The sequence below is a fragment of the Streptomyces sp. NRRL S-455 genome, from assembly GCF_000717875.1.
Lineage (GTDB): Bacteria > Actinomycetota > Actinomycetes > Streptomycetales > Streptomycetaceae > Streptomyces.
In genome coordinates this window covers 27,358-48,579 of sequence record NZ_JOCT01000038.1, presented here as the reverse complement: position 1 = coordinate 48,579, position 21,222 = coordinate 27,358, and the positions used below count along the sequence as shown (strand labels likewise).

The following is a 21,222-nucleotide window of genomic DNA, read 5'->3' as shown; positions in this document are numbered from 1 at the left end:
CGACGATGACCTCCCTGGAGGCAGCCCGGGAACTCCTGCGCGAGTTCCCGGTCGCCGACGGGCACAACGACCTGCCCTGGGCACTGCGCGAACAGGTCCGCTACGACCTGGACGCCCGTGACGTCGCCGCCGACCAGAGCGCGCACCTGCACACCGACATCCCGCGGCTGCGCGCCGGCGGCGTCGGCGCCCAGTACTGGTCGGTGTACGTCCGCACGGACTCGCCAGAACCGGTCGCGGCCACCCTCGAACAGATCGACTGCGTACGGCAGTTGCTCGCCCGGTACCCCGAGCACCTGCGGCCCGCGCTGACGGCCGCCGACATGGAGGCCGCGCGCCGCGACGGCCGGATCGCCTCCCTCATGGGCGCGGAGGGCGGCCACTCCATCGCCAACTCGCTGGGCACTCTGCGCGGCATGTACGGACTCGGCGTGCGCTACCTCACGCTCACCCACAACGACAACGTGGACTGGGCGGACTCCGCCACCGACGAGCCGAAGGCCGGCGGCCTCACCGCGTTCGGCCGTGAGGTCGTGCGGGAGATGAACCGGCTCGGCATGCTCGTCGACCTCTCCCACGTGGCGGCGACGACCATGCGGCACGCGCTCGACACGAGCACCGCCCCGGTGATCTTCTCGCACTCCTCCGCGCGGGCCGTGTGCGACCACCCGCGCAACGTCCCGGACGACGTCCTGGAGCGGCTGCCCGCCAACGGCGGCATCGCGATGGTCACGTTCGTACCGAAGTTCGTGCTCCAGGCGGCCGTGGACTGGACGGCCGAAGCCGACGAGAACATGCGCGCCCACGGCTTCCACCACCTCGACACCACCGCGGAGGCCATGGAGGTCCACCGGGCCTTCGAGGAGCGCCACCCGCGTCCGGTCGCCACGGTGTCGACGGTCGCCGACCACCTGGACCACATGCGGGAGGTCGCGGGCGTCGACCACCTCGGCATCGGCGGCGACTACGACGGCACGGCCTTCACCCCCGACGGCCTGGACGACGTCTCCGGCTACCCGAACCTCCTCGCGGAACTCCTCGACCGCGGCTGGTCGAAAGCCGACCTGGCCAAGCTGACCTGGAAGAACGCGCTGCGGGTGCTGGACGCGGCGGAGGACGTGGCACGCGGGCTGCAGGCCACGCGCCCGCCGTCCAACGCCACCATCGAGTCACTCGACTCGCCGGCGGGCTGAGCGTCGAGGGCGGGGTGATCGGCCGTCGGCCGTACCCCGCCCTCGTGCATGCAGCGGGTGCGCTCCGGGGACACCCCGGGACGAGGTACCCCGACGAGCGCGGGACCGCTCAGGCGACGATCTCGGAGCTGGACGGGTAACGGGCCCGGCCCCCCGGGCGGGCCCGTCGGCTCAGCCGTGCTCGATCCGGCACAGGCAGAACGGATGCCCCGCCGGATCCGCGTACACCCGGAAGTCCTTCTTCTCGAAGTCCTCCTTGTCCAGCACCCGCGCCCCCAGAGCCAGCACCCGCTCCTCGGCCGCGTCGATCTCCTCCCAGGTCGACCCGCCGTCGAAGTCCAGGTGGAACTGCTGGGCGTTGCGGTCGGCCCGCGGCCACTCCGGCGGGGTGTATCCCGGCGAGCGCTGGAAAGCGAGCCGAGGCCCGCCGGGGACGTTCAGCACCACCCAGTCCGGGTCGTCGTCCTCCGGCGTGCCACCCCCGACCTGCGCGTAGAAGCGAGCCAGCTCGCGCGGCTCGGGGCAGTCGACGACCACGGAACGGAAACGTGCCACAGCGGACATGGACCCTCCCTGGGGTCAGCAGGCGCAGAGACAGAACGGGTGCCCGGCCGGGTCGGCGTAAACCCGGAAGCTCCGCTCACGGTCCTCGGCGTCCAGCACCGTCGCGCCGAGCGCCAGCACACCCTTCTCGGCCGCGTCCAGATCCTCCACGTCCAGGTCGAGGTGGAACTGCTGCGAGTGCTCGGGCGACGGCCACCGCGGCGCCACGTACCCGGGGGCGGCCTGGAACGCCAGCGCCGGTCCGCCCGGCACCTTCAGGTCGACCCACTCGTCCTGCCCGTCCGTCTCCTCCGTCGGCGTGCCGCCGAGTACCTCGGCGTAGAACGCGGCCAGTGCCCGCGGGTCGGGACAGTCCAGGACGACGACACCCAGCTTGGCGAGAGCCATGACTTCCTCCTCGAAGTCGCTGTTACCTTCACATCCAGGTAACCGGTAACCGTTACTGCATGCTCCCGCATAAGCGGTAACCTCGCAAGGGAAACGCGAGAGGTACGGTCCAGCCATGACGGAGAGATCGCCCGCACCGGGCGGCCTGGCACTGGTCGAGGCCCTGGTGAACACGCTGGACATCGAGTCGGGCGCCGACTCGCTGGACACCGCCGAGGGCCGGGCGCGCTTCGGCATCACACCGGACGAGACCGACCGGGCCCGTACCCTGCGCGAGTCACTCCGGGCGACTCTCCTCGCCCACGCCGGCCACCCGCCCCACCGCGAGGTGCCTCCGCTCGGCGACCTCCTGGCCGCGGCTCCCCTCGTCGTCACGGTCGACACGGCGGACGGCTCGGCCGCCCTCACCCCCACCGACGCCGGCACCCTCCACGCGCGCGTGGCCGCCGCCGTGGCCGAGTCACTGATCGCCGGCACCTGGACCCGCCTCAAGGCCTGCGAGGCCCCGGACTGCCACTGGGCCTACTACGATCGCAGCCCGGCGGGCCGTGGCCGCTGGTGCTCGATGCAGGTCTGCGGAGCCCGGGCGAAGATGCGCCGCTACCGCGCGAAAGGGGCATGACCGCCCCGCCTTCCCACCCGGTGAGGCAGAATGCAACACGACGCCGTTTCGGCCGACTGAGCCTCGGCCGAAACGGCGTCACCTGTTCGACGCGTCGTACGCTCAGGCCCTGGGGCGGCCCATCGCCCGGTACGTCCAGCCGGCCTTGCGCCAGCGCTCCGGGTCGAGGGCGTTGCGGCCGTCGAGGATGAGCCGGGCCGCCGCGACCTCGCCGAGAGCCTCCTCGTCCAGCTCCCGGAACTCCCGCCACTCCGTCAGGTGCAGCACGATGTCGGCGCCCCGCACGGCCTCCAGCGCCGAGTCGGCGTAACCGAGGGTCGGGAAGACACGGCGGGCGTTCTCCATGCCCTTCGGGTCGTAGACCGTGACCTGGCCGCCCTGGAGGTGGATCTGCCCGGCGACGTTCAGCGCGGGCGAGTCCCGCACGTCGTCCGAGTCGGGCTTGAAGGTCGCGCCCAGCACCGCCACCCGCTTGCCGAGGAACGGCCCGCCGCCCAGCGCCTGCCGGGCCAGCTCCACCATCTGCCCGCGCTGGCGCATGTTGATGGAGTCGATCTCCCGCAGGAACGTCAGCGCCTGGTCCGCGCCCAGCTCACCGGCGCGCGCCATGAACGCCCGGATGTCCTTCGGCAGACAGCCACCGCCGAAGCCGATCCCGGCCCGCAGGAACTTCCTTCCGATCCGGTCGTCGTAACCGATGGCCTCCGCCAGCTTCGCGACGTCACCGCCCGCGGCCTCGCACACCTCCGCCATCGCGTTGATGAAGGAGATCTTCGTGGCGAGGAAGGAGTTCGCGGACGTCTTCACCAGCTCCGCCGTCGGGAAGTCCGTCACCACGAACGGCGAGCCCTCGGCGATCGGCGTGGCGTACACCTCCCGCAGCAGCTTCTCGGCCCGCTCACTGCGCACGCCCACCACGAGCCGGTCCGGGTGCAGCGTGTCGTCCACCGCGAAGCCCTCGCGCAGGAACTCCGGGTTCCAGGCCAGCTCGGCGTCCTCCCCGGCCGGCGCGTGCGCGGCCAGGTAGCTCGCGAGACGGTCCGCCGAGCCCACCGGCACCGTCGACTTGCCGACGACCAGCGCCGGACCGTGCAGATGCGGCGCGAGCGAGGCGATCGCGGAATCGACGTACGACATGTCACACGCGTACTCGCCGTGCCGCTGGGGCGTATTCACACAGACGAAGTGCACATCGCCGAACGCGCCGACCTCGGCCCAGTCCTGCGTGAAGCGCAACCGCCCGCTGGAGCCCTCGATACCGGCGACGTGCTTGCGCAGCAACTCCTCGAGCCCCGGCTCGTACATCGGGGCCTCGCCACGCTCCAGCTTCTCGATCTTCTCGCGCACCACGTCGAGAGCGAGCACCTCGAAGCCCAGTTCGGCCATGGCCGCCGCGTGTGTCGCGCCGAGATAACCGGTGCCGATCACGGTGATCTTCAGGGCCATGGGTGCTCCAGGGGTCTACGGCATGCGGTGCGCGCCCGAGCATAGCCGGGGCTTGGGAACGCGCTTCACCGGGCAACTTCTCCGCTGTCGTCTAGCTCACGTATCACTCCAGCGGGCGACCCCATAAACTTTTGATTACTTAACGGTAGTTAGCGCCACCATCGCAGCGTTTTGGAGCGTGAGAGACCTTGGCCGGATCGGCTGACTTCGACCTGTACCGCCCGTCCGAGGAGCACGACATGCTCCGTGACGCCGTCCGCTCGCTGGCCGAGGCGAAGATCGCGCCGTACGCCGCCGCGGTGGACGAGGAGGCCCGCTTCCCGCGCGAGGCGCTCCAGGCGCTGGTCGCGAACGACCTGCACGCCGTGCACGTACCCGAGGAGTACGGCGGTGCGGGCGCCGACGCCCTGGCGACCGTCATAGTCATCGAGGAGGTCGCCCGCGTGTGCGCCTCCTCCTCCCTCATCCCCGCGGTGAACAAGCTGGGTTCGCTCCCGGTGATCCTCTCCGGCTCCGAGGACCTGAAGAAGAAGTACATGACCCCGCTCGCCAAGGGCGAGGGCATGTTCTCCTACTGCCTCTCCGAGCCGGACGCCGGCTCCGACGCCGCCGGCATGAAGACCAAGGCCGTGCGCGACGGCGACCACTACGTCCTCAACGGCGTGAAGCGCTGGATCACCAACGCCGGCGAGTCCGAGTACTACACGGTGATGGCGGTCACCGACCCCACCAAGCGCTCCAAGGGCATCTCCGCCTTCGTCGTCGAGAAGTCCGACGAGGGCGTCTCCTTCGGCGCCCCCGAGAAGAAGCTCGGCATCAAGGGCTCCCCGACCCGCGAGGTCTACCTCGACAACGTCCGCATCCCCGCCGACCGCATGATCGGCGACGAGGGCACCGGCTTCGCCACCGCCATGAAGACCCTCGACCACACCCGCATCACCATCGCCGCCCAGGCCCTCGGCATCGCCCAGGGCGCCCTCGACTACGCCAAGGGCTACGTCCAGGAGCGCAAGCAGTTCGGCAAGCCCATCGCCGACTTCCAGGGCATCCAGTTCATGCTCGCCGACATGGCCATGAAGATCTCGGCCGCCCGCGCCCTGACCTACCAGGCCGCCGCCGCCTCCCAGCGCGTCGACGCCGACCTCACCTACCAGGGCGCCGCCGCCAAGTGCTTCGCCTCGGACGTGGCGATGGAGGTCACGACGGACGCGGTGCAGTTGCTCGGTGGCTATGGCTACACCCGCGACTACCCCGTGGAGCGCATGATGCGCGATGCGAAGATCACACAGATCTACGAGGGTACGAACCAGGTCCAGCGGATCGTGATGGCCCGCAACCTGCCGTAACGACTGGCCGAACCAGCCCCGGTCCGCGCTTCGAGCGGGGCCGGGGCTGTTCTCGTGCCGGTGACTCCTCCGGTCGGTGTGCGTGTCGATCAGCCGGGAGACCGTTCACCGGCTCGTCTTCGCCGCGTGCAGGAGGAAGTCCGCCCAGGCGATGGGGTGGTGAAAAGCCCTCGGGCTCAGTCCTCGTACCCCTCCGCCGCCCGCTTCTCCCTCAGCTCCATGATCGCCCGACGCCGGGCCAGGCGGTGGGTGCGGCGGATCTGGGCCTCCTGGTAGCGGCGCTTGTCGCGTTCGGTCTCCGGGAGGACCGGAGGAACCCGGCGCGGCTTGCCGTCGGCGTCGACCGCCGCGAAGACGAGGTAGGCCGAGCCGACCTGCGTGGGCGGGGCGGACTCGTTCCAGCGCTCGGCCAGGACGCGGACGCCGACCTCCATGGAGGTGCGGCCGGTCCAGTTGACCTGGGCCTTGACATGGACCAGGTCGCCGACGCGGACCGGCTCCAGGAAGGCCATCTCGTCCATGGAGGCGGTGACGGCCGGCCCGCCGGAGTGCCGCCCGGCCACGGCCCCCGCCGCGTCGTCGACCAGCTTCATGATGACCCCGCCGTGCACCGTCCCCAGAAGGTTCGTGTCGTTGTGGGTCATGATGTGGCTGAGGGTGGTGCGGGACGCCGAAGTCGGCTTGCCCGGGATGTCCGGAGTGCCGGAATCCGCAGCTGGGGCCTGGTCTGTCATGGCCCCCACCTTATGCCGAGGCGGCATGAGGGGGATTTGTGTCAGCTTCGCCACAGCCCTGCTCTGATTTTCCGACGACCCTTGTATGGCACACAGCAGCGCCCGGCACACTGGGGCGCATGAACAATTGGCCCGAGGGATGGTCCGACGACAACCGCGGCAGCCGGTACGGACGCGGCAGCGGGAGCGCACAGCCCGAGAGCGCCCGTGTCATGCGGCAGGTCCGCCGCGGTCCGGCGCCGTCACCCGGGCAGGGTGCCTACGGCGGCGCCCCGCAGTACGCCGGCGGGGTACCGCAGCAGCCGTCGTACGTCGACGGCGGCTACGCCGAGCCGTCGAGCGGCTACGACAGCGGCTACAACACCGGTCAGGTGTACGGCTCCGCCGGGGGCAGAGGCCCGGGCGGGCCGGGCGGCGGCGTGTACGAGCCGCGTCCCGCGCCGAACTGGCGCCGCCGTATCAAGGTGACGACCCTCATACTCGTGACCGTCCTGGTCGTGACGAGCGTCGCCACGTACTTCTGGGCCGACTCGAAGCTCAACCGCGACGTCGACCTGTCGAAGGTCATCGAGAGACCGGAGGCGGGCGAGGGCACCAACTACCTGATCGTCGGCTCCGACAGCCGCGCGGGTCTGTCGGCCGAGGACAGGAAGAGGCTGCGCACCGGGTCCGCCGAGGGCAAGCGCACGGACTCGATGATGATCCTGCACACCGGCAGCAACGGCCCCACGCTGATCTCCCTGCCCCGCGACTCGAACGTCACGATCCCGCAGTTTCAGGGCTCTGAGTCCGGCAAGGTCAGGCCCGCCATGGGCGCCAACAAGCTGAACGCGGCGTACTCGATCGACGGGCCCACGCTGCTGGTGCGCACGGTCGAGTTCAACACCGGCCTGCACATCGACCACTACGTCGAGATCGGCTTCGGCGGCTTCGCGAACATCGTGGACGCGGTCGGTGGCGTCGAGATGGACATCCCCCAGGACATCAAGGACACCAAGTCGGGCGCGGACCTCAAGAAGGGCAAGCAGACGCTGAACGGCGAACAGGCCCTCGCCTTCGTCCGCACCCGCTACGCGCTCGCCGGGTCCGACCTGGACCGAACGAAGAACCAGCAGAAGTTCCTCTCGGCGCTCGCCAACCAGGTGGCCACGCCGAGCACGGTCCTCAACCCGTTCAAGCTCTACCCGACCATGGGCGCGGGCCTCGACTCACTCGTGGTCGACAAGGACATGGGCCTGCTCGACCTGGCGTCCATGTTCTGGGCGATGAAGGGCGTCAGCGGCGGCGAGGGCAAGTCCATGAACATGCCGATCGCGGGCAACTCCGCGAACGGCAACCTCCAGTGGGACAACGCGAAGGTGAAGACGCTGGTGCAGCAGCTGAAGAACGATGAACCCGTGACGGTGAGCAGCGGCTGACGGACCGTGGTCGACGAAGAGCCGGGTAAAGCCGGCCCGTTGGCTGAAAGTCCTTTACTCCATATACATGAACATGCCATGATCGGCCCCCTGTTCGACAGGATCAACAGGGGGACACATGCGCCTGACCGGATTTTCCCGCCGTCTCGTCGCCAGAGGCCTGGCCGTCTCGCTGACCGCGATGGGCTTGTCGGTTCTCGGCAGCCAGACTGCGTCGGCCGCCTACTGCAGCGAGGACTCGAGCGTGGTGTACAGCGCCTACGGCCACTCCGCCGCTTGGTTCAAGCACGACGGCGACAAGATCTACGTGAAGGACTCGGTGGCCGACGGTCACTCGGCCGTCGCCGTGATCTCGGTCCAGTACCCGGACGGCAGCGGTGGGCTCTACGACATCGTCTGGAACCGACAGGGATCCGGCACCACGATCAGCGAGGCGTACGGCACCGCCCTGGACGAGTGCACCCTGGTCAACGTCTCGGCCTGCGTGGGCAACTACTCCACGAAGAAGTACTGGGACTGCATCGCCGGCCGGCCCGGCATCGCCTAGGAGCACCACCGCCGCGGTACCAAGGGCACCCGCCGGGCGCTCTTGGTACCGCGGTGATGCGGTCCTCACATCGTGGCGGCCGACATCGAGCGGCACGTCTCGGCGCAGCGGCGACACGCCTCGGCGCAGCGCATCATCTGGGCGTCGTCCGGCATGGACATACACGCCTCGGCGCACATGTCACAGGCCCGGGCGCACATCGCGCACATCTCGGCCGACAGCGGCGAGCGGCGCATCATCATGTCGGCGCACAGACGCGTCATCTCGGCGCAGTCCATGACGGCGCGCATGATCTGCATCTGGGCCGTGCCGCCCATCTGCAGGCAGGAGCTCATGGTCTCCTCGCACACGCTGTGGCAGGTCATGCAGGCCTGGACGCAGTCCTGCATCTCCTTGCTGAGCGGGGTGGTGGTGGCGGGCTGCTGGGTCATGACTTCCTCCCGGGGGGAGACGGGGAGGGCCGGGGACCGGCCTCCGTGTCTTCCGTCCTACGCCTGTCGGGCCCGGTCCGCCATGGGGCGGAAGAAGCCAATCCGCATGTGTGTGCCAGCTACCCGCACCCCACCTCGTCCCCTCGCACCACCCCGTACTCGCCCTGCCCCGGCTCCTCGGCCCGCACCCGCTGCACGCGCTCGAAATCCGAGCCCGCGATCACCTTCAGGGTCGCGCCCTGGCCCTTGACCGGCCGGAGCTCGCTGCCCGGCAGGGCCGCCGCGAGGGACTTGGCCGAGCGGTCCCAGCGGGGGTCGTAGGCGACGATGGTGCGTTTCACGTCTGTCGTGGCGGAGTTCACGGGTGTGCGGGTCGTACGGAAGCCCGTCGACGCGAGCGCCGCGTCCACCCGGCGGCCGAGGCCGGGCGTGCTCGTGCCGTTCTCCACCTGGACGTGGATCTGCTGCGGGGCGACCGGGACGATCCGGGCGGTGTTGTGCGCGCGGGGCACGGACAGCGGCTGGTCCTCGCGCAGGGAGCGGAAGAGGCGCTCCGCCTTCGCGGGGTCCCACTTCAGCGTCGAGCCGACACCCTCGACGGCGAATCCCATCCGCCCGATCGGGACGGTCGTGAACTCCGAGGAGGAGGGGGAGAAGTTCCGCATGGCCCGGCCCAGGTCCAGCATCTCGTCCGTGCCGAAGCCCTTGTCGGCGCGTACCGAGCCGAGGACCGCCCGGGTCACGTCCCGGAACTTCATCGGGTTGAGGAGGATGCCGGAGGAGGTGACCCGGTCCACGAGCGCCGCCATGAAGCGCTGCTGGCGTTGCATCCGGCCCAGGTCGGAGGCCCCGTCGACGTGCCGGGCGCGCACGTACTGCAGCGCCTCCCCGCCCGCCAGGGTGTGCCGCCCGGTCGGCAGGTCGAGGCCGGTGTAGCTGTCCTTCATGGGGGTGGCGGTGCAGATCCGCACGCCTCCGACCACGTCCACGGTCTTCATGAAGCTGGTGAAGTCGACCTCCAGATAGTGGTCGATCTTCACCTTGGTCATGCTCTCGACCGTCCGCACGGTCAGCTGCGGACCGCCCTCCGCGTACGCCGCGTTCAGTTTGACCGGGTGTCCCTCGTGCCGCCTGCCGGTCGTACGGTCGACGTGCGCGGGCGTCACCGCGTACGAGTCGCGGGGCAGGCTCACCACGCTCGCCCGCTCCCGGTCCTCCGAGATGTGCACGATCATCATCGTGTCGGTGCAGTGGCAGGGCGCGCCGCCGAGCCGGTACTTCCGCCGCTCCTCCGGGCTGATCTTCTCGCGGCCGTCGGTACCGACCAGCAGGACGTTCATGCCGTGGCCCGCCTGGGGGCGGTTCTTCATGTCCTTGAAGGCGTCGACCCGGACGATGTCCGCTTCCAGGCTGCTCATCACCGCGTGCCCGATGCCGGCGGAGGCCAGGACCACCACGGACAGCGTGGTGACCGCCCGCAGGGCCCAGCGCGGCTTCCGGCGCGGCACCGGTGGGGCCGGCCTGCGCGGGGCGCGGCCGGGGGAGGGCTGCGGGCGGCGCCGCGGGGCGGCGGTGGTCCGGGGGGACCGCGGCGGCGTGGGCAAGGGGATACCTCCGGACGGCGGCCGTACCTGGGATCCGTGACACCGTAGGCCGATACGATCTGCGGCCCGCGGTACCGCCCCGGCGGCGCGCACCCGTGTCCCCCGTTCGCGGTAACGTGAGCCCCCTATGAACGCCAATCCCGACGTGCGGCTCCCCGCCGTTTCCGTGATCATGCCCGTCCTCAACGAGGAACGGCATCTGCGGGGAGCAGTCCAAGCGATCCTCGCGCAGGAGTACGCCGGCGAGATGGAGGTCGTGATCGCCCTCGGTCCGTCCACGGACCGCACGGACGAGATCGCCGCCGAGCTCGTGGCAGAAGACGCGCGTGTTCACACCGTCCCGAACCCGACCGGTCGTACGCCCGCGGCGCTGAACGCGGCGATCAACGCCTCCAGCCACCCGATCGTCGTCCGCGTCGACGGGCACGGCATGCTCTCCCCGAACTACATCGCCACCGCCGTACGGCTCCTGGAGGAGACCGGCGCGCAGAACGTCGGCGGCATCATGCACGCCGAGGGCGAGAACGACTGGGAGCACGCCGTCGCCGCCGCGATGACCTCGAAGATAGGGGTCGGCAACGCCGCCTTCCACACGGGTGGGCAGGCGGGCCCGGCCGAGACCGTCTACCTGGGTGTGTTCCGGCGCGAGGCGCTGGAGCAGCAGGGCGGCTACAACGTGGAGTTCATCCGCGCCCAGGACTGGGAGCTGAACTTCCGTATCCGTGAGGCCGGCGGGCTGATCTGGTTCTCGCCCGAGCTGAGGGTGTCGTACCGGCCGCGGCCGAGCGTGAAGGCGCTCGCCAAGCAGTACAAGGACTACGGCCGCTGGCGCCACGTCGTCGCCCGCTACCACGAGGGCTCGATCAACCTGCGTTACCTCGCTCCGCCGACCGCGGTGTGCGCGATCGCGGCCGGGACCGTGGTGGGCGCGCTGCTGACGCCGTGGGGTTTCGTGGTGCCCGGCGGCTATCTCGCGGCGATCCTGCTCGGCTCGGTGCCCGCGGGCAAGGGGCTGCCGCTGAAGGCGCGGCTGCAGATCCCGGTGGCGCTCGCCACCATGCACATGTCGTGGGGCTGGGGCTTCCTGACCAGTCCGCGGTCGCTGGCGAGGAAGGTCATCGCCTCCCGCCGCCCGGCGGTCCGCGCGGACGCCGCCACCGGCTGACGCACGTACGTTCGCCGCTCGTGTCCGGGCCCCGCCCCCTGTGGGCGGGGCCCGTTTCCGTCACCAGGTGAACGCCGGGTCGACCTTCATGCAGGCCTTGTCGTCTGCGCCGTTGAGGGCGTTGGCCGACTCCGGGGTCTTGTCGTCCTGCTTCGGCGCCTCGTAGTCGGTGCCCTCGCGCCAGTCGGCGCCCACGACGAGTGTGACGCCGGAGACCTCGGTCGACCGCTTCACCGAACTGAGCGGAATGCCCAGGGCCTTGGCGACCCGCTGGGCGTCGCCCTCCAGGTCGGCGCTCGGGTAGCGGACGACGGTGCGGTCCTCGCTCCACGAACCGTCGGTGTCGGCGACGGCCTGGGCGAAGCCCTTCTCCGTGAGCAGGCCGGCCACCGTGCTCGCACGGCCACGTGCCGGGGCCAGGGTGTCGGTGCGGGTGCCGTTGCGGACCTGGACGGGGATCTCGTCGTCGGCCGCGGCCGGGTCGGCGGAGTCCTGCTCCGTCGTCTGCTTCCCGGCCTTGTCCCGGCCGTCCAGAGCGATGTCCTGGCGCACCAGCCGGAACAGCTGCTCGGCGTCCTCGGTGGGCTCCACGCGGGCGCCGACGTACCGGTTGGGCATCGTGGTCATGGTGATGCGCTTCGGCTCCACCTTGCGCAGCTCGGTGCTGAGGTCGTAGAGCTTCTTCACGGTGTCGAGGCCGGGGTCGACCGTCAGGGCCCGGGTGGCCTCCTCGGCCAGTCTGCGGAGCTTGTTCGGGCTGCTCAGGGTGGCGTTGTCGCGCAGTTGGCGGACCATCGCGTTCATGTACATGTGCTGGGCCTTGGAGCGGGCGAGGTCGCTGCCGTCCTCGAAGCCGTAGCGGGTGCGCAGCCACTGCAGGGCCTGCTCGCCCTGGATGTACGAGGTGCCCTTCTCCAGTTTCAGGCCCGAGCCCTTGCCGTCGGAGGTGCGGGAGTGGATGTTGGCGTCGACGCACACCGGGACACCGCCGACGGCGTCGGCCATCGACACCACGCCCGCGAAGTCGACCATGATGAAGTGGTCGATGTGGATGCCGGTGAGCTCCTGCCAGGTGGCCACGGTGCAGCCCGGGCCGCCGTGGCCGAGGCTCTGGTTGGTCATCCTCCGGCCCTGGGTCGCCTCGTACACCTTCCCGTCGTCGGGGTCGGTGCACTTGGGGATCTTCACCAGGGTGTCGCGGGGCATGCTGATGACGGACATGTTGGTGCGGTCGGCGGACAGGTGCAGCAGCATCTGGACGTCCGCGAGGGGGGTGGCGCCGAACGTCTCGCGGGCGCCGCCGAGTTTCTGGTTCTCCTTGCTGTCCCGCGCGTCGGAACCGATGAGCAGGATGTTCAGCGGGGTCTGACCGGCCGCGTTCGGGGTGGGAGCGGCGACCTTGCTGTCGCCGAGGTTCAGGGCCTCCTTCTTGATGTTGCCGTTGAGGTGCCGGTAGTACACGTAACCGGCTCCGGCCGTCCCGAGTATGAGCAGGGCGAGCACGGCGGCGGACCATTTCAGCAGCCGACGCGGGCGCCGGGGCCGGCCGGCACTACTCCGGCCATCGCCGTCACCGTCGCCGTCGTCGGGGGGTTGTGCGCTCGCCAGGCCGGCCGGCCCGGCCTCCCGCGCCGGTGCGGGGGCGTGCCCCGGCTCCCCGGCGTCCGGAGCCGGCGCATCGGCGGCGTCGGCCGCCTTCGCGGCCCCCGGCGATCCGCCTTCACCGTCAGGCGTCTTCGCCTCCGACTCGCCCGGGACTCGTTCACGGCGGCGGACGCCCTGCCGCGTTTCGTTCTCCCGCACACCGCTCTGCGTCACTTTTCCCGGTCCTTCCCGCCGACGGCGCATGCAACAGGCCCGCCCTGCCTCCTGTTAGACGCACGACGGGCCTGTCAGTTGCCCTCAGCGGGTCAACTCGCGCACTTCACCTTGTCGGCCGTGGACTTCTCCACGTCCGAAGCGTCGACCGGGGCGTTGATCTTCACACCCGCGCCCTTGTAGTCCTTGCCGAGGGTGAGGGTCATCGTCGGCACACCCTGGGAGTTGGTCACGCTCTCGCCGGGCTTCAGCGCCGCCCCGGACAGTCCCATGATGTCTGCGAGGCGGCGGGCCTGGTCGGCCTGGTCGGGGGCGTACTCGAGCGTGGTCTTCGCCAGGGCGGAGGGCGCGTTGCCGCCGTTCTCGGACTTGGTCACGCCCTCCTCGACCTGGAGGTACTGGAGCGTCTTCTGCGCGCTGCCGGCGACGGCACCGCCGTTGAGGATCCGCACCCGGACGTCGGAGGCCGGGGCCTTGCTGCCCTTCAGCCGCGCGGCCTCGGCGTCCTTCTCCTTCTTCTTCTGCTCCTTGACCTCGGTGAACGAGATGTCGTTCACGATCATGTCGAACACCTGCGGGGCCTTCGACGGGTCGAGGACGACCGTCGCCTTCACCCGCTCCGCGGGGTTGTCCACCACCGGCACCGTCGCGAAGCTGATGTTCTTCGTCGGCACCTTCTTCAGCTCCAGCGCGACGTCCTTGAGCGTGCCGACGCTGCCGATGGCCTCGTCCACGGTCAGCGCCTTGGTGGCGGCCTCGGCCAGCTTCAGCAGCTTGGAGGGGTTGATGAGGGTGTCACTGGAGGACATCTTGCGCATGAGCGAGCCCAGGAACTGCTGCTGCACCTTGATCCGGTCGAGGTCGCCGCTGTTTCCGAAGCTCTTGCGGGTGCGGACGAACGCGAGAGCCTGCTCGCCCTCGACCGTCGACTCGCCCGCGGGCAGGACGAGTTTGGACTCCTTGTCGTTCACCGGCTTCTCCACGCAGACGTCGACGCCGTCCACCGCCGTGGTCAGCGTCTTCACCGCGTTGAAGTCGGCCATCATGAAGTGGTCGGGCTGGATGCCGGTGTTCTCCTTCACCGTGCGCATGGTGCAGCCGGGGTCCCGGCCGCTCTCGCCGAGGCTCCGGTTGAAGCGGACGCCCTGCTGGCCCGGAATGATCTTCTCCGAGCCGTCCTCCAGCTTCGTCGGGCAGTCAGGGATGTTCACGATCAGGTCCCGGGGGATGCTGAGCACGGTCGCGTTGGAGCGGTCCTCGGCGACGTGCAGCAGGATCGTGGTGTCGGCGTGCCCGGAGCTGCCCTTGTCGCCGTAGCCCTCGTTGCCCTCGCCGGTGCGCTTGTCCGTGCCGATGATGAGGATGTTGAACGCCTCGGACTTGCTGAAGTTGCTCGCTCCCGCGCTGCCGACGTCGGTCGTGCTGACGTTGCCCTCCAGGTGCTGGAGGTAGAAGTAGCCGGCCGCGCCGACACCGACCAGCAGAAACGCCATCGTGCCGCCGGTCCACACCAGCACCTTCTTCGCCTTCTTCGGCTTCCGCTGCACCGGCCGTCGCCCGGCACGCCGCCCCGGCGGCGGTTCCTCGGGGGCGCCGCGCCGCCTGCGCTGCGGCGGGACATCGGTGCGGGGCGCCGCACTACGACGGCCCGCGCCCGCACGTTCCCCGGCGCCCGGCGACTGCGCTGCGGATGGAGTCAGTCGCAGTTCGTATTCGCCGGTGTTCGGATTGAGTACCCACTGGTCTGCGGGGTCGATCTGATCCCCCCGCCCACGGCGTTGCGCGTCCACGGTCTTGTTTCCTCCGTCGGGGCACGCGGCGCCCTCTCCCCCCGGAAGGCGCACGGGTACTTGGTCATCACAGAAGCACTGGATCGCTCACACTATCCGCCCAGTTGAACGCCGGTGTGCGCCGAATGACAAATTCACCGTCCATACATTCGGGCAATCCAGCCCAATTCCATGCCGTGAATCTCTACCAGCGGTAGGGCGCGTACACGTCCATGCACTTTCCGGTGTCGGAACCATTGAGCGCGTCCGCGTCGCCGGGCAGGTCCCCGGCCTTCGGCGACGGCTGCTTCGGATAGGCCGTGCCCGTACGCCAGTCGGCGCCCACGACCACGGTGACGCCGGAGACATCGGTCGACCGTTTCACCGAACCCGCGGGAATGCCCAGCGACTTGGCGACGCGCTGGGCGTCGCCCGCCAGTTCGGCGCTCGGATAGCGCACCACGGTCCGTTCCTCGGACAGCGCGGGTGAGGTGTCCGCGGCGGCCTTGCTGAAGCCCTTGCCCACGAGCGACTGCGCGACGGAACTCGCTCGGCCGCTCACCGGGCCGAGGATGCTCGACCGCGTGGCGTTCCGCACCAGGACGCCGATCTCGTCGTCCGCAGCGGCAGGGTCGTCGGACACCTTGCGCGCGGCCCCGGACGGCTTCCCCGCGCCCGGTTTCCCGCCCTTGTCGTCGAAGGGCACGTCGTCGCGGAGCATGGCCCACACCCGGTCGGCGTCGGCGCCTGCCGGGATCAGGTGGTTGGCGTTCTCCGGGTCCGCCGCGGTGGGCAGTGTCGTCATGGTGATGCGGTCCGTCGGGACGGTCTTCAGCTGCATGCCCAGGTCGTACAGCTTCTTCACCGTGCCGATCTCCTCGGACACATGCAGCGATCTGGTGGCCGCCTCGGCCAGGTCCGTCAGCCGGCCGGTGTCGGTGAAGACGTTCTGCGCCTTGAGCGTGCGGATCATCGAGTTCATGTACATGTGCTGCGCCCTGGCCCGCAGCGGGTCGCTGCCCCAGGCGTGGCGGGTGCGCAGCCACTGGAGCGCCTGCACCCCCTGGACCTTCCGGTGACCGGCCCTCATCTTCAGACCCGAGCCGCCCGGTACCCCGGGCAGCGGGCGGTCCCACACGTTCTGCTCGACGCACACGTCGACCCCGCCGATGGCGTCCGCCATCTTCACGACGCCGGCGAAGTCGATCGTCATCCAGTGGTCGATGTAGACCCCGGTGAGGTTCTCCCAGGTCGCCAGCGTGCAGCCCGCTCCGCCCCGGGCCAGCGACGCGTTGATGATCGTGTTGACCGGCGGGTACGTCCTTCCGGTCTTCGGGTCGGTGCACTTGGGTATGTCGACCCGGGTGTCGCGCGGGATGGTCACCACGGAGGCGCTCTCGCGGTCCGCGGCCAGGTGGATCAGCATCTGCACGTCGCCCCGGGGTGGGTTGTCGCGGTCCTTCCGGGCGCCGCCCAGCCGCACGTTCTCGTCGGAGGCGCGGCTGTCGGAGCCGATCAGCAGGATGTTCAGGGGCGTCTGTCCGGCCGCGTTCGGGGCGGCCTTCCGCGCCTTGGAGTCGCCGCTGCTGCGCGCGCCCTTCTGGATGTTGCCGTTCAGGTGCTCGTAGTAGAAGTAACCGGCGCCGGCCGTCCCCAGGATCAGCACGGACAGGGTCGTCGCCGACCAGCGCAGGGCGCGGCGCCCGGTGCGGGGACGCCTGCTGTCACGGCTCTCTGCGCCGTCCCGCCCGAAGGGGCCGCCCGGTTCCGGCACCCGCGGCCCGGCACCCGGTGCCGCCCCCTCCTCGTACCCCCTGCTGCTCTGCCGCATCTGCTTTCCCCCACCCCCGTGTCACCGGACAAGGCCTGCCGTACGCCTTGTGAGACGTACGGCAGGCCCCTCAGGTCACTCGGCGCACTCGACCTTGTCCGCCGTGGACTTGTCGACGCCCTCCGGCGCCTTCGCCGGAGCGGTGAGGGAGACGCCCGCGCCCTCGAAGTCCTTGCCGAGGGTGAGCGTCATCGCGGGCAGCCCCTGGCCGTTCTCCACGCTCTCGCCCGGCTTCATCGCCGACCCGGACAGGCCCATGATGTCGGCGAGGCGGCGCGCCTGGTCGGCCTGGTCGGGGGCGTACTCGAGCGTGGTCTTCGCCAGTTCGGAGGGCGCGTTACCGGCGTTCTCCGACCTGGTCACGCCCTCCTCGTTCTGCAGCCAGCCGAGCGTCTCCTGGGCGCTGCCGGCGTCGGCACCGCCGTTGAGGATCCGCACCCGCACCTCGGAGGCCGGGGCCTTGGCGCCCTCCAGCCGGGCGGCCACCGCGGCCGCCTCCTTCTTCTTCTGCTGCTTGACCGCGGTGAAGGAGACGTCGTTCTTGATCATCTGGAAGACCTGCGGGGCCGTCGACTCGTTGAGGACGACCGTCGTCTTGACCTTCTCCGCCGGGTTGTCGATCACCGGGGTCGTGGTGAACGTCAGGTTCTTGGTGTCGAGCTTGCCCAGCTCCATGCCGAGGTCCTTCAGTTTGCTGATGCTGTCCAGCTGCGAGTCGACGGTCAGTGCCTTGGTGCCCGCCTCGGCCAGGTCGAGCATCTTGGAAGGGCTGGTGAGCGTGTCGTTGGACTTCAGCTTGCGCATCAGCGCGCTCAGGAACTGCTGCTGCAGCCCGATCCGGCTCAGGTCGCCGCCGAAGCCGACGGCGTGCCGGGTGCGCACGAACGCGAGGGCCTGCTCGCCCTCGATCGTGTGGGTGCCCTTCGACAGCTTGAGGTGCGAGTCCGGGTCGTCGATGTCCTTGCCGAGACAGACCTCGACCCCGCCGACCGCGCTGGTCAGCGTCTTGACCGCGTTGAAGTCGGCGACCATGAAGTTGTCCGGCTTGACGCCGGTCAGCTCGGTCACGGTCCGCATGGTGCAGCTGGGCGTACGGCCGTCCTGGCCGAGGCTGGTGTTGAAGCGGGCCTGCGGCGTGCCGGGGATGACCTTCTGTGAGCCGTCCTTCTGCGTCGTCGGGCAGTCCGGCACGTCGACGATCAGGTCACGCGGGATGCTCAGCGCGGTCGCGTTGGAACGGTCCTTGGAGACGTGCAGCAGGATCGTGGTGTCGGCGTGACCGACACTGCCCGCGTCGCCGTAGCTCTCGTTGCCCGCGCCGGTGCGCTTGTCGGTGCCGATCAGCAGGATGTTGATGGCCTTGTCCTTCTGGAAGCCACCGGTGCTCGCGCCGTCGTCGGAGACGGACGCGATGTTGCCGTTCAGGTGCTCGATGTAGAAGTACGCGGCACCCGCCCCCGCGACCAGCACGAACGCCATCGCGCCGCCGGTCCACAGCAGGGCCTTCTTCCCCTTCGCGGCCTTCTTGGCCGGCCGGCGCCCGCGCCGCCCGGGCAGTGGCTCCTCCGGCACCCGGCGGCGCCTGCGCGACGGTGGTACCGCGCGGCCGGGCGTCTCGGACCGCCGACCGGGCGCCTCCGCACGGCCGCGCGCCGGCGTGTCCATGTCGGAGGACGGTGGCCTGCGGGGGCTGGGAACGCCTGACTGCAGTGGGGAACTGGGCGGTCGCATTTCGTATTCGCCGGTGTTCGGATTGAGCACCCACTGGTCTGCGGGATCGATGTCGTCCGCCCGCCCACGGCCTTGCGCGTCCACGGTTGTCTGTTTCCTCCGTCGGGGCGCGGCGCCTTCCCCCTCCAAGGCGCCCGGGTCTCGGTCACACAGTGCGCGACCTCAGGACCGTCCTCAGAGCCGGGCGCACCGGATCGCTCACACTAACCGCCCGGTTCAGCGTCGAGCGACGACGGTGATGCATTGCACGTCCCTACACCTGGGCAATTCGCCCATTTCTCAAGTGAAGAGTTCGTTACCTTGGAGTTGCTTGGCGCCCGCTTTACTCACAGGTGTCCTCGGCTGCCGTGTTGCCCCGGAACGTCGGTGGAGGAGAAACGGTGACGACGGGCCCCGTGAACGGCCCCGCAAATGGCACCGCAAACGGCCCGGTATACGAATCCCCGTACGAACCGTCATGCGAATCGGCGGACCTCCGTGGGGCGGAACCATGCGGCGCGTGCCCCGCGACCACCACCGGCGCGTCCGTGCGCAGCCGCTCGAACAGCCTCTCCGCCTCGGGCTCCACGAGTTGGTCGCGATTGGCGTCGTACGCGTACGAGCGCCGAGGGACGGTCAGGAATTGCACTTGTTCCATGGGGATGTCGCGCAGCCCCCGCACGAGTTCGTACAAACCGCGAAGGCTCGCCAGATCCGGATCGGTTGTGAGCGAGGATGTGGCGGCGTCGAGCACGGGATACAGCTTCACCGGATTCAGCAGCACGTCATTGCTGCGCACCTTGTTGGCGAGTGCCCCGAGGAACCGCTGCTGCCGCTCCATTCTTTCCGTGTCGCTGCCGTCACCGAGCGACTTGCGGGCACGGACGTAGCCCAGGGCCTGCTCGCCGTTGAGTGTCACCCGTCCCGCCGGCAACTTCAGCTTGGCCGCCCGGTCGTCGATCGACTCCTTCAGGCACACCTCGACGCCGTCGACCGCGTCGACCATCTTCTTGAAGCCATGGAAGTCGACGACGACGTGGTGGTCGACGCGGATGTCGGTGAGCTTCTCGACGGTCCGGATGGTGCAGGCCGAACCGCCCAGCTGGAAGGCCTGGTTGAACATGGCGAACCTCGGTGCGCTGCGGGACCCGTCAGGGCGCCGGCAGCCCGGCAGGTCCACCATCAGGTCCCGGGGCAGGGAGACGGCGGTGGCGCTGCTCCGGCCCGCGGACAGGTGCAGCAGGATCGTGGTGTCCGACCGCTCGGTCCCGGAGTCCCGTCCGTAGCGGGCGTTGTCGTCGCCCTCGCGCGAGTCCGACCCGATCAGCAGGATGTTCCGCGCGTCCTTGACCAGCGAGGTGGGCCGCTCCTTCTCGTACCGCGCGAGCTCGGCCGCGGCCGCCTCGTCGGGCGTGATGTTCCCGCTGAGCTTCGCGTACACCGCCCATCCGGCCCCCGCGGCCACCGCGACGAGGGCGGTGCCCCCGAACGCCGTCCACCGCACCCACCGCCGCCGACGCCGCCGCACCAGCCCCCGGCCGCTGGCCGAGGCGCCCGCGCCGGCCTTCGGCTTCCGGAAGGACCCACCACTGGTGCCGGCCAAGACAGCACCCCTCCAGACACCTGACGTAGGAACGCGCCGCGCGCACTTCTCCTACGACTGTGGCGTGGATGGGGGGTGGGGGAGGGGTGGGGATGGGCCGAACGGGGGAGGGTAGGCGCAGCGGCACTCCCGTAGCGTCGGGTTGCCCCCCGGCCCCCAGCACCGACGCCGAGCACCCTAAAACGCCCTACCGGGCGATGGCCGTAACCCGCTCATTCTCCACCCGCTTGTCCAGCACCTCGTCCCCGGCCCGCTCGAGATGCCGGCACAGCACCACGGAACCCCCCGTGGCCAGCGGCCCGTACAACCCCGCGTTCAACCCCTCCCACGTGTCGTACGGAAGCCCCGACAGGATCCGCGACCCCGGCCCCGTGAGCCCCAGCCTTGTCGCCTCCGCCCGAGCCCGCTCCACGACCTCCGCGCCACTGAACTCCCGCCCCGCCACGACCAGCGCGGGCTCCTCCGGATCCACGGGCGCGTACGGCACGAACCGGTCGCCCTGCCCCGGCACCTCCACCGCGTAGTCGACGAAGCCCTCGGGAGTTTCCGGGAACCGCCCGCCGAGGGGCCGCAGCGCCATCGCGATCCGTGCCCCGGAACAGGCCCGCGCCGCCTCCAGCCCGTCCGGCCCGCTCACCACGACGTCGGCCGCCCGCGCATCCCCCGACACATCCGCGAGGACCCCCACCGACGAGCACGCCAGCAACCACACCGCCGTCTGCCAGTGCGCGGGCAGCAGCAGAGCCACCCGGTCCCCGGGCTCGACGGACAGCTCGTCCTGGAGGAGGTTGGCGGTCTTGGCCACCCAATTGGCGAAGGTGGCCACGGACAGTTCGACGCGTTCGCCCGTGGCGTCGTCGTAGAAGGTCACGAGCGGGCGTCCCGGATCCGCGGCGAGCGCGGAACCCAGCAGGTCGGCAGGGGTGCGATCGATGGCGTTCACCCGCGCAAGCGTACGTGCCGCACGGACCCGCACCCAACGCCCCGGCCACCGCCCCGCCGCCGGTCCGTCACCGGTTCGGCCGAACGTGGAC

18 protein-coding genes are annotated in these 21,222 nt (G+C 70.2%); 6 read left to right on the top strand and 12 right to left on the bottom strand.

What is annotated here, in order from left to right:
* Positions 1-5: 5 nt before the first annotated feature.
* On the top strand, positions 6-1,193 hold the full coding sequence (locus tag IE97_RS0135195; RefSeq protein WP_030250372.1) for a dipeptidase: 1,188 nt from the start codon (positions 6-8) through the stop codon (positions 1,191-1,193).
* Between the two features lie 171 nt (positions 1,194-1,364).
* Here IE97_RS0135195 and IE97_RS0135190 read toward each other — a convergent pair whose 3' ends face one another.
* Both IE97_RS0135190 and IE97_RS0135185 read right to left on the bottom strand, forming a co-directional pair.
* Positions 1,365-1,757 (bottom strand): VOC family protein, encoded by a 393-nt coding sequence (locus tag IE97_RS0135190; protein WP_030250369.1) that lies wholly within the window; start codon positions 1,755-1,757, stop codon positions 1,365-1,367.
* A gap of 15 nt (positions 1,758-1,772) precedes the next feature.
* Positions 1,773-2,144, bottom strand: coding sequence for a VOC family protein (locus IE97_RS0135185; protein WP_030250364.1), 372 nt, complete (start codon positions 2,142-2,144; stop codon positions 1,773-1,775).
* A 115-nt stretch (positions 2,145-2,259) separates the two neighbouring features.
* On the opposite strand from IE97_RS0135185, the gene IE97_RS0135180 reads away from it, so the two are divergent.
* A complete protein-coding gene (locus tag IE97_RS0135180; protein ID WP_030250360.1) occupies positions 2,260-2,766 on the top strand; it encodes a CGNR zinc finger domain-containing protein in 507 nt (168 codons plus the stop codon).
* A gap of 102 nt (positions 2,767-2,868) precedes the next feature.
* On the opposite strand, the gene IE97_RS0135175 is transcribed toward IE97_RS0135180, so the two are convergent.
* Positions 2,869-4,212 (bottom strand): UDP-glucose dehydrogenase family protein, encoded by a 1,344-nt coding sequence (locus tag IE97_RS0135175; protein ID WP_030250356.1) that lies wholly within the window; start codon positions 4,210-4,212, stop codon positions 2,869-2,871.
* A gap of 188 nt (positions 4,213-4,400) precedes the next feature.
* Between IE97_RS0135175 and IE97_RS0135170 the strand changes: the two genes are divergently transcribed.
* Positions 4,401-5,558: an acyl-CoA dehydrogenase gene (locus IE97_RS0135170; protein ID WP_030250351.1), complete on the top strand. Its 1,158-nt coding sequence runs from the start codon at positions 4,401-4,403 to the stop codon at positions 5,556-5,558.
* A 176-nt stretch (positions 5,559-5,734) separates the two neighbouring features.
* On the opposite strand, the gene IE97_RS0135165 is transcribed toward IE97_RS0135170, so the two are convergent.
* Entirely contained in the window at positions 5,735-6,292 is a 558-nt protein-coding gene (locus IE97_RS0135165; protein ID WP_030250349.1) for an acyl-CoA thioesterase, read from the bottom strand.
* A 119-nt stretch (positions 6,293-6,411) separates the two neighbouring features.
* Between IE97_RS0135165 and IE97_RS0135160 the strand changes: the two genes are divergently transcribed.
* Both IE97_RS0135160 and IE97_RS0135155 read left to right on the top strand, forming a co-directional pair.
* Positions 6,412-7,710 carry an LCP family protein gene (locus IE97_RS0135160; RefSeq protein WP_199809853.1) on the top strand — a complete coding sequence of 433 codons (1,299 nt, stop codon included), beginning with the start codon at positions 6,412-6,414 and terminating at the stop codon, positions 7,708-7,710.
* Between the two features lie 118 nt (positions 7,711-7,828).
* Positions 7,829-8,257: a hypothetical protein gene (locus tag IE97_RS0135155; protein WP_030250342.1), complete on the top strand. Its 429-nt coding sequence runs from the start codon at positions 7,829-7,831 to the stop codon at positions 8,255-8,257.
* A 65-nt stretch (positions 8,258-8,322) separates the two neighbouring features.
* Here IE97_RS0135155 and IE97_RS0135150 read toward each other — a convergent pair whose 3' ends face one another.
* Entirely contained in the window at positions 8,323-8,688 is a 366-nt protein-coding gene (locus IE97_RS0135150) for a four-helix bundle copper-binding protein (protein WP_030250339.1), read from the bottom strand.
* A gap of 119 nt (positions 8,689-8,807) precedes the next feature.
* Complete coding sequence (locus IE97_RS0135145; RefSeq protein WP_030250334.1) at positions 8,808-10,292, bottom strand: LCP family protein; 1,485 nt, start codon at positions 10,290-10,292, stop codon at positions 8,808-8,810.
* A gap of 127 nt (positions 10,293-10,419) precedes the next feature.
* Here IE97_RS0135145 and IE97_RS0135140 point away from each other — a divergent pair, with 127 nt between their 5' ends.
* A complete protein-coding gene (locus tag IE97_RS0135140; protein WP_030250330.1) occupies positions 10,420-11,457 on the top strand; it encodes a glycosyltransferase family 2 protein in 1,038 nt (345 codons plus the stop codon).
* A gap of 60 nt (positions 11,458-11,517) precedes the next feature.
* Here the strand turns inward: IE97_RS0135140 and IE97_RS0135135 are convergent, their stop codons facing one another.
* The 6 genes from IE97_RS0135135 to IE97_RS0135110 all read right to left on the bottom strand — a co-directional run bounded on the left by IE97_RS0135135 (position 11,518) and on the right by IE97_RS0135110 (position 21,131).
* The gene (locus IE97_RS0135135; RefSeq protein WP_106975493.1) at positions 11,518-13,275 is read right to left on the bottom strand and encodes an LCP family protein; all 1,758 of its coding nucleotides are present in this window, start codon (positions 13,273-13,275) and stop codon (positions 11,518-11,520) included.
* Between the two features lie 92 nt (positions 13,276-13,367).
* Positions 13,368-15,065: an LCP family protein gene (locus IE97_RS0135130; protein WP_030250324.1), complete on the bottom strand. Its 1,698-nt coding sequence runs from the start codon at positions 15,063-15,065 to the stop codon at positions 13,368-13,370.
* A gap of 184 nt (positions 15,066-15,249) precedes the next feature.
* On the bottom strand, positions 15,250-16,875 hold the full coding sequence (locus IE97_RS0135125) for an LCP family protein (protein ID WP_199809852.1): 1,626 nt from the start codon (positions 16,873-16,875) through the stop codon (positions 15,250-15,252).
* Positions 16,876-16,950: 75 nt separating this feature from the next.
* Positions 16,951-18,690 carry an LCP family protein gene (locus IE97_RS0135120; RefSeq protein ID WP_030250316.1) on the bottom strand — a complete coding sequence of 580 codons (1,740 nt, stop codon included), beginning with the start codon at positions 18,688-18,690 and terminating at the stop codon, positions 16,951-16,953.
* A 238-nt stretch (positions 18,691-18,928) separates the two neighbouring features.
* Positions 18,929-20,188, bottom strand: a complete 1,260-nt coding sequence (locus IE97_RS0135115) for an LCP family protein (protein WP_051705239.1) — start codon at positions 20,186-20,188, stop codon at positions 18,929-18,931.
* A gap of 187 nt (positions 20,189-20,375) precedes the next feature.
* Positions 20,376-21,131, bottom strand: a complete 756-nt coding sequence (locus IE97_RS0135110) for a TIGR03089 family protein (protein ID WP_030250307.1) — start codon at positions 21,129-21,131, stop codon at positions 20,376-20,378.
* Positions 21,132-21,222 lie beyond the last annotated feature (91 nt).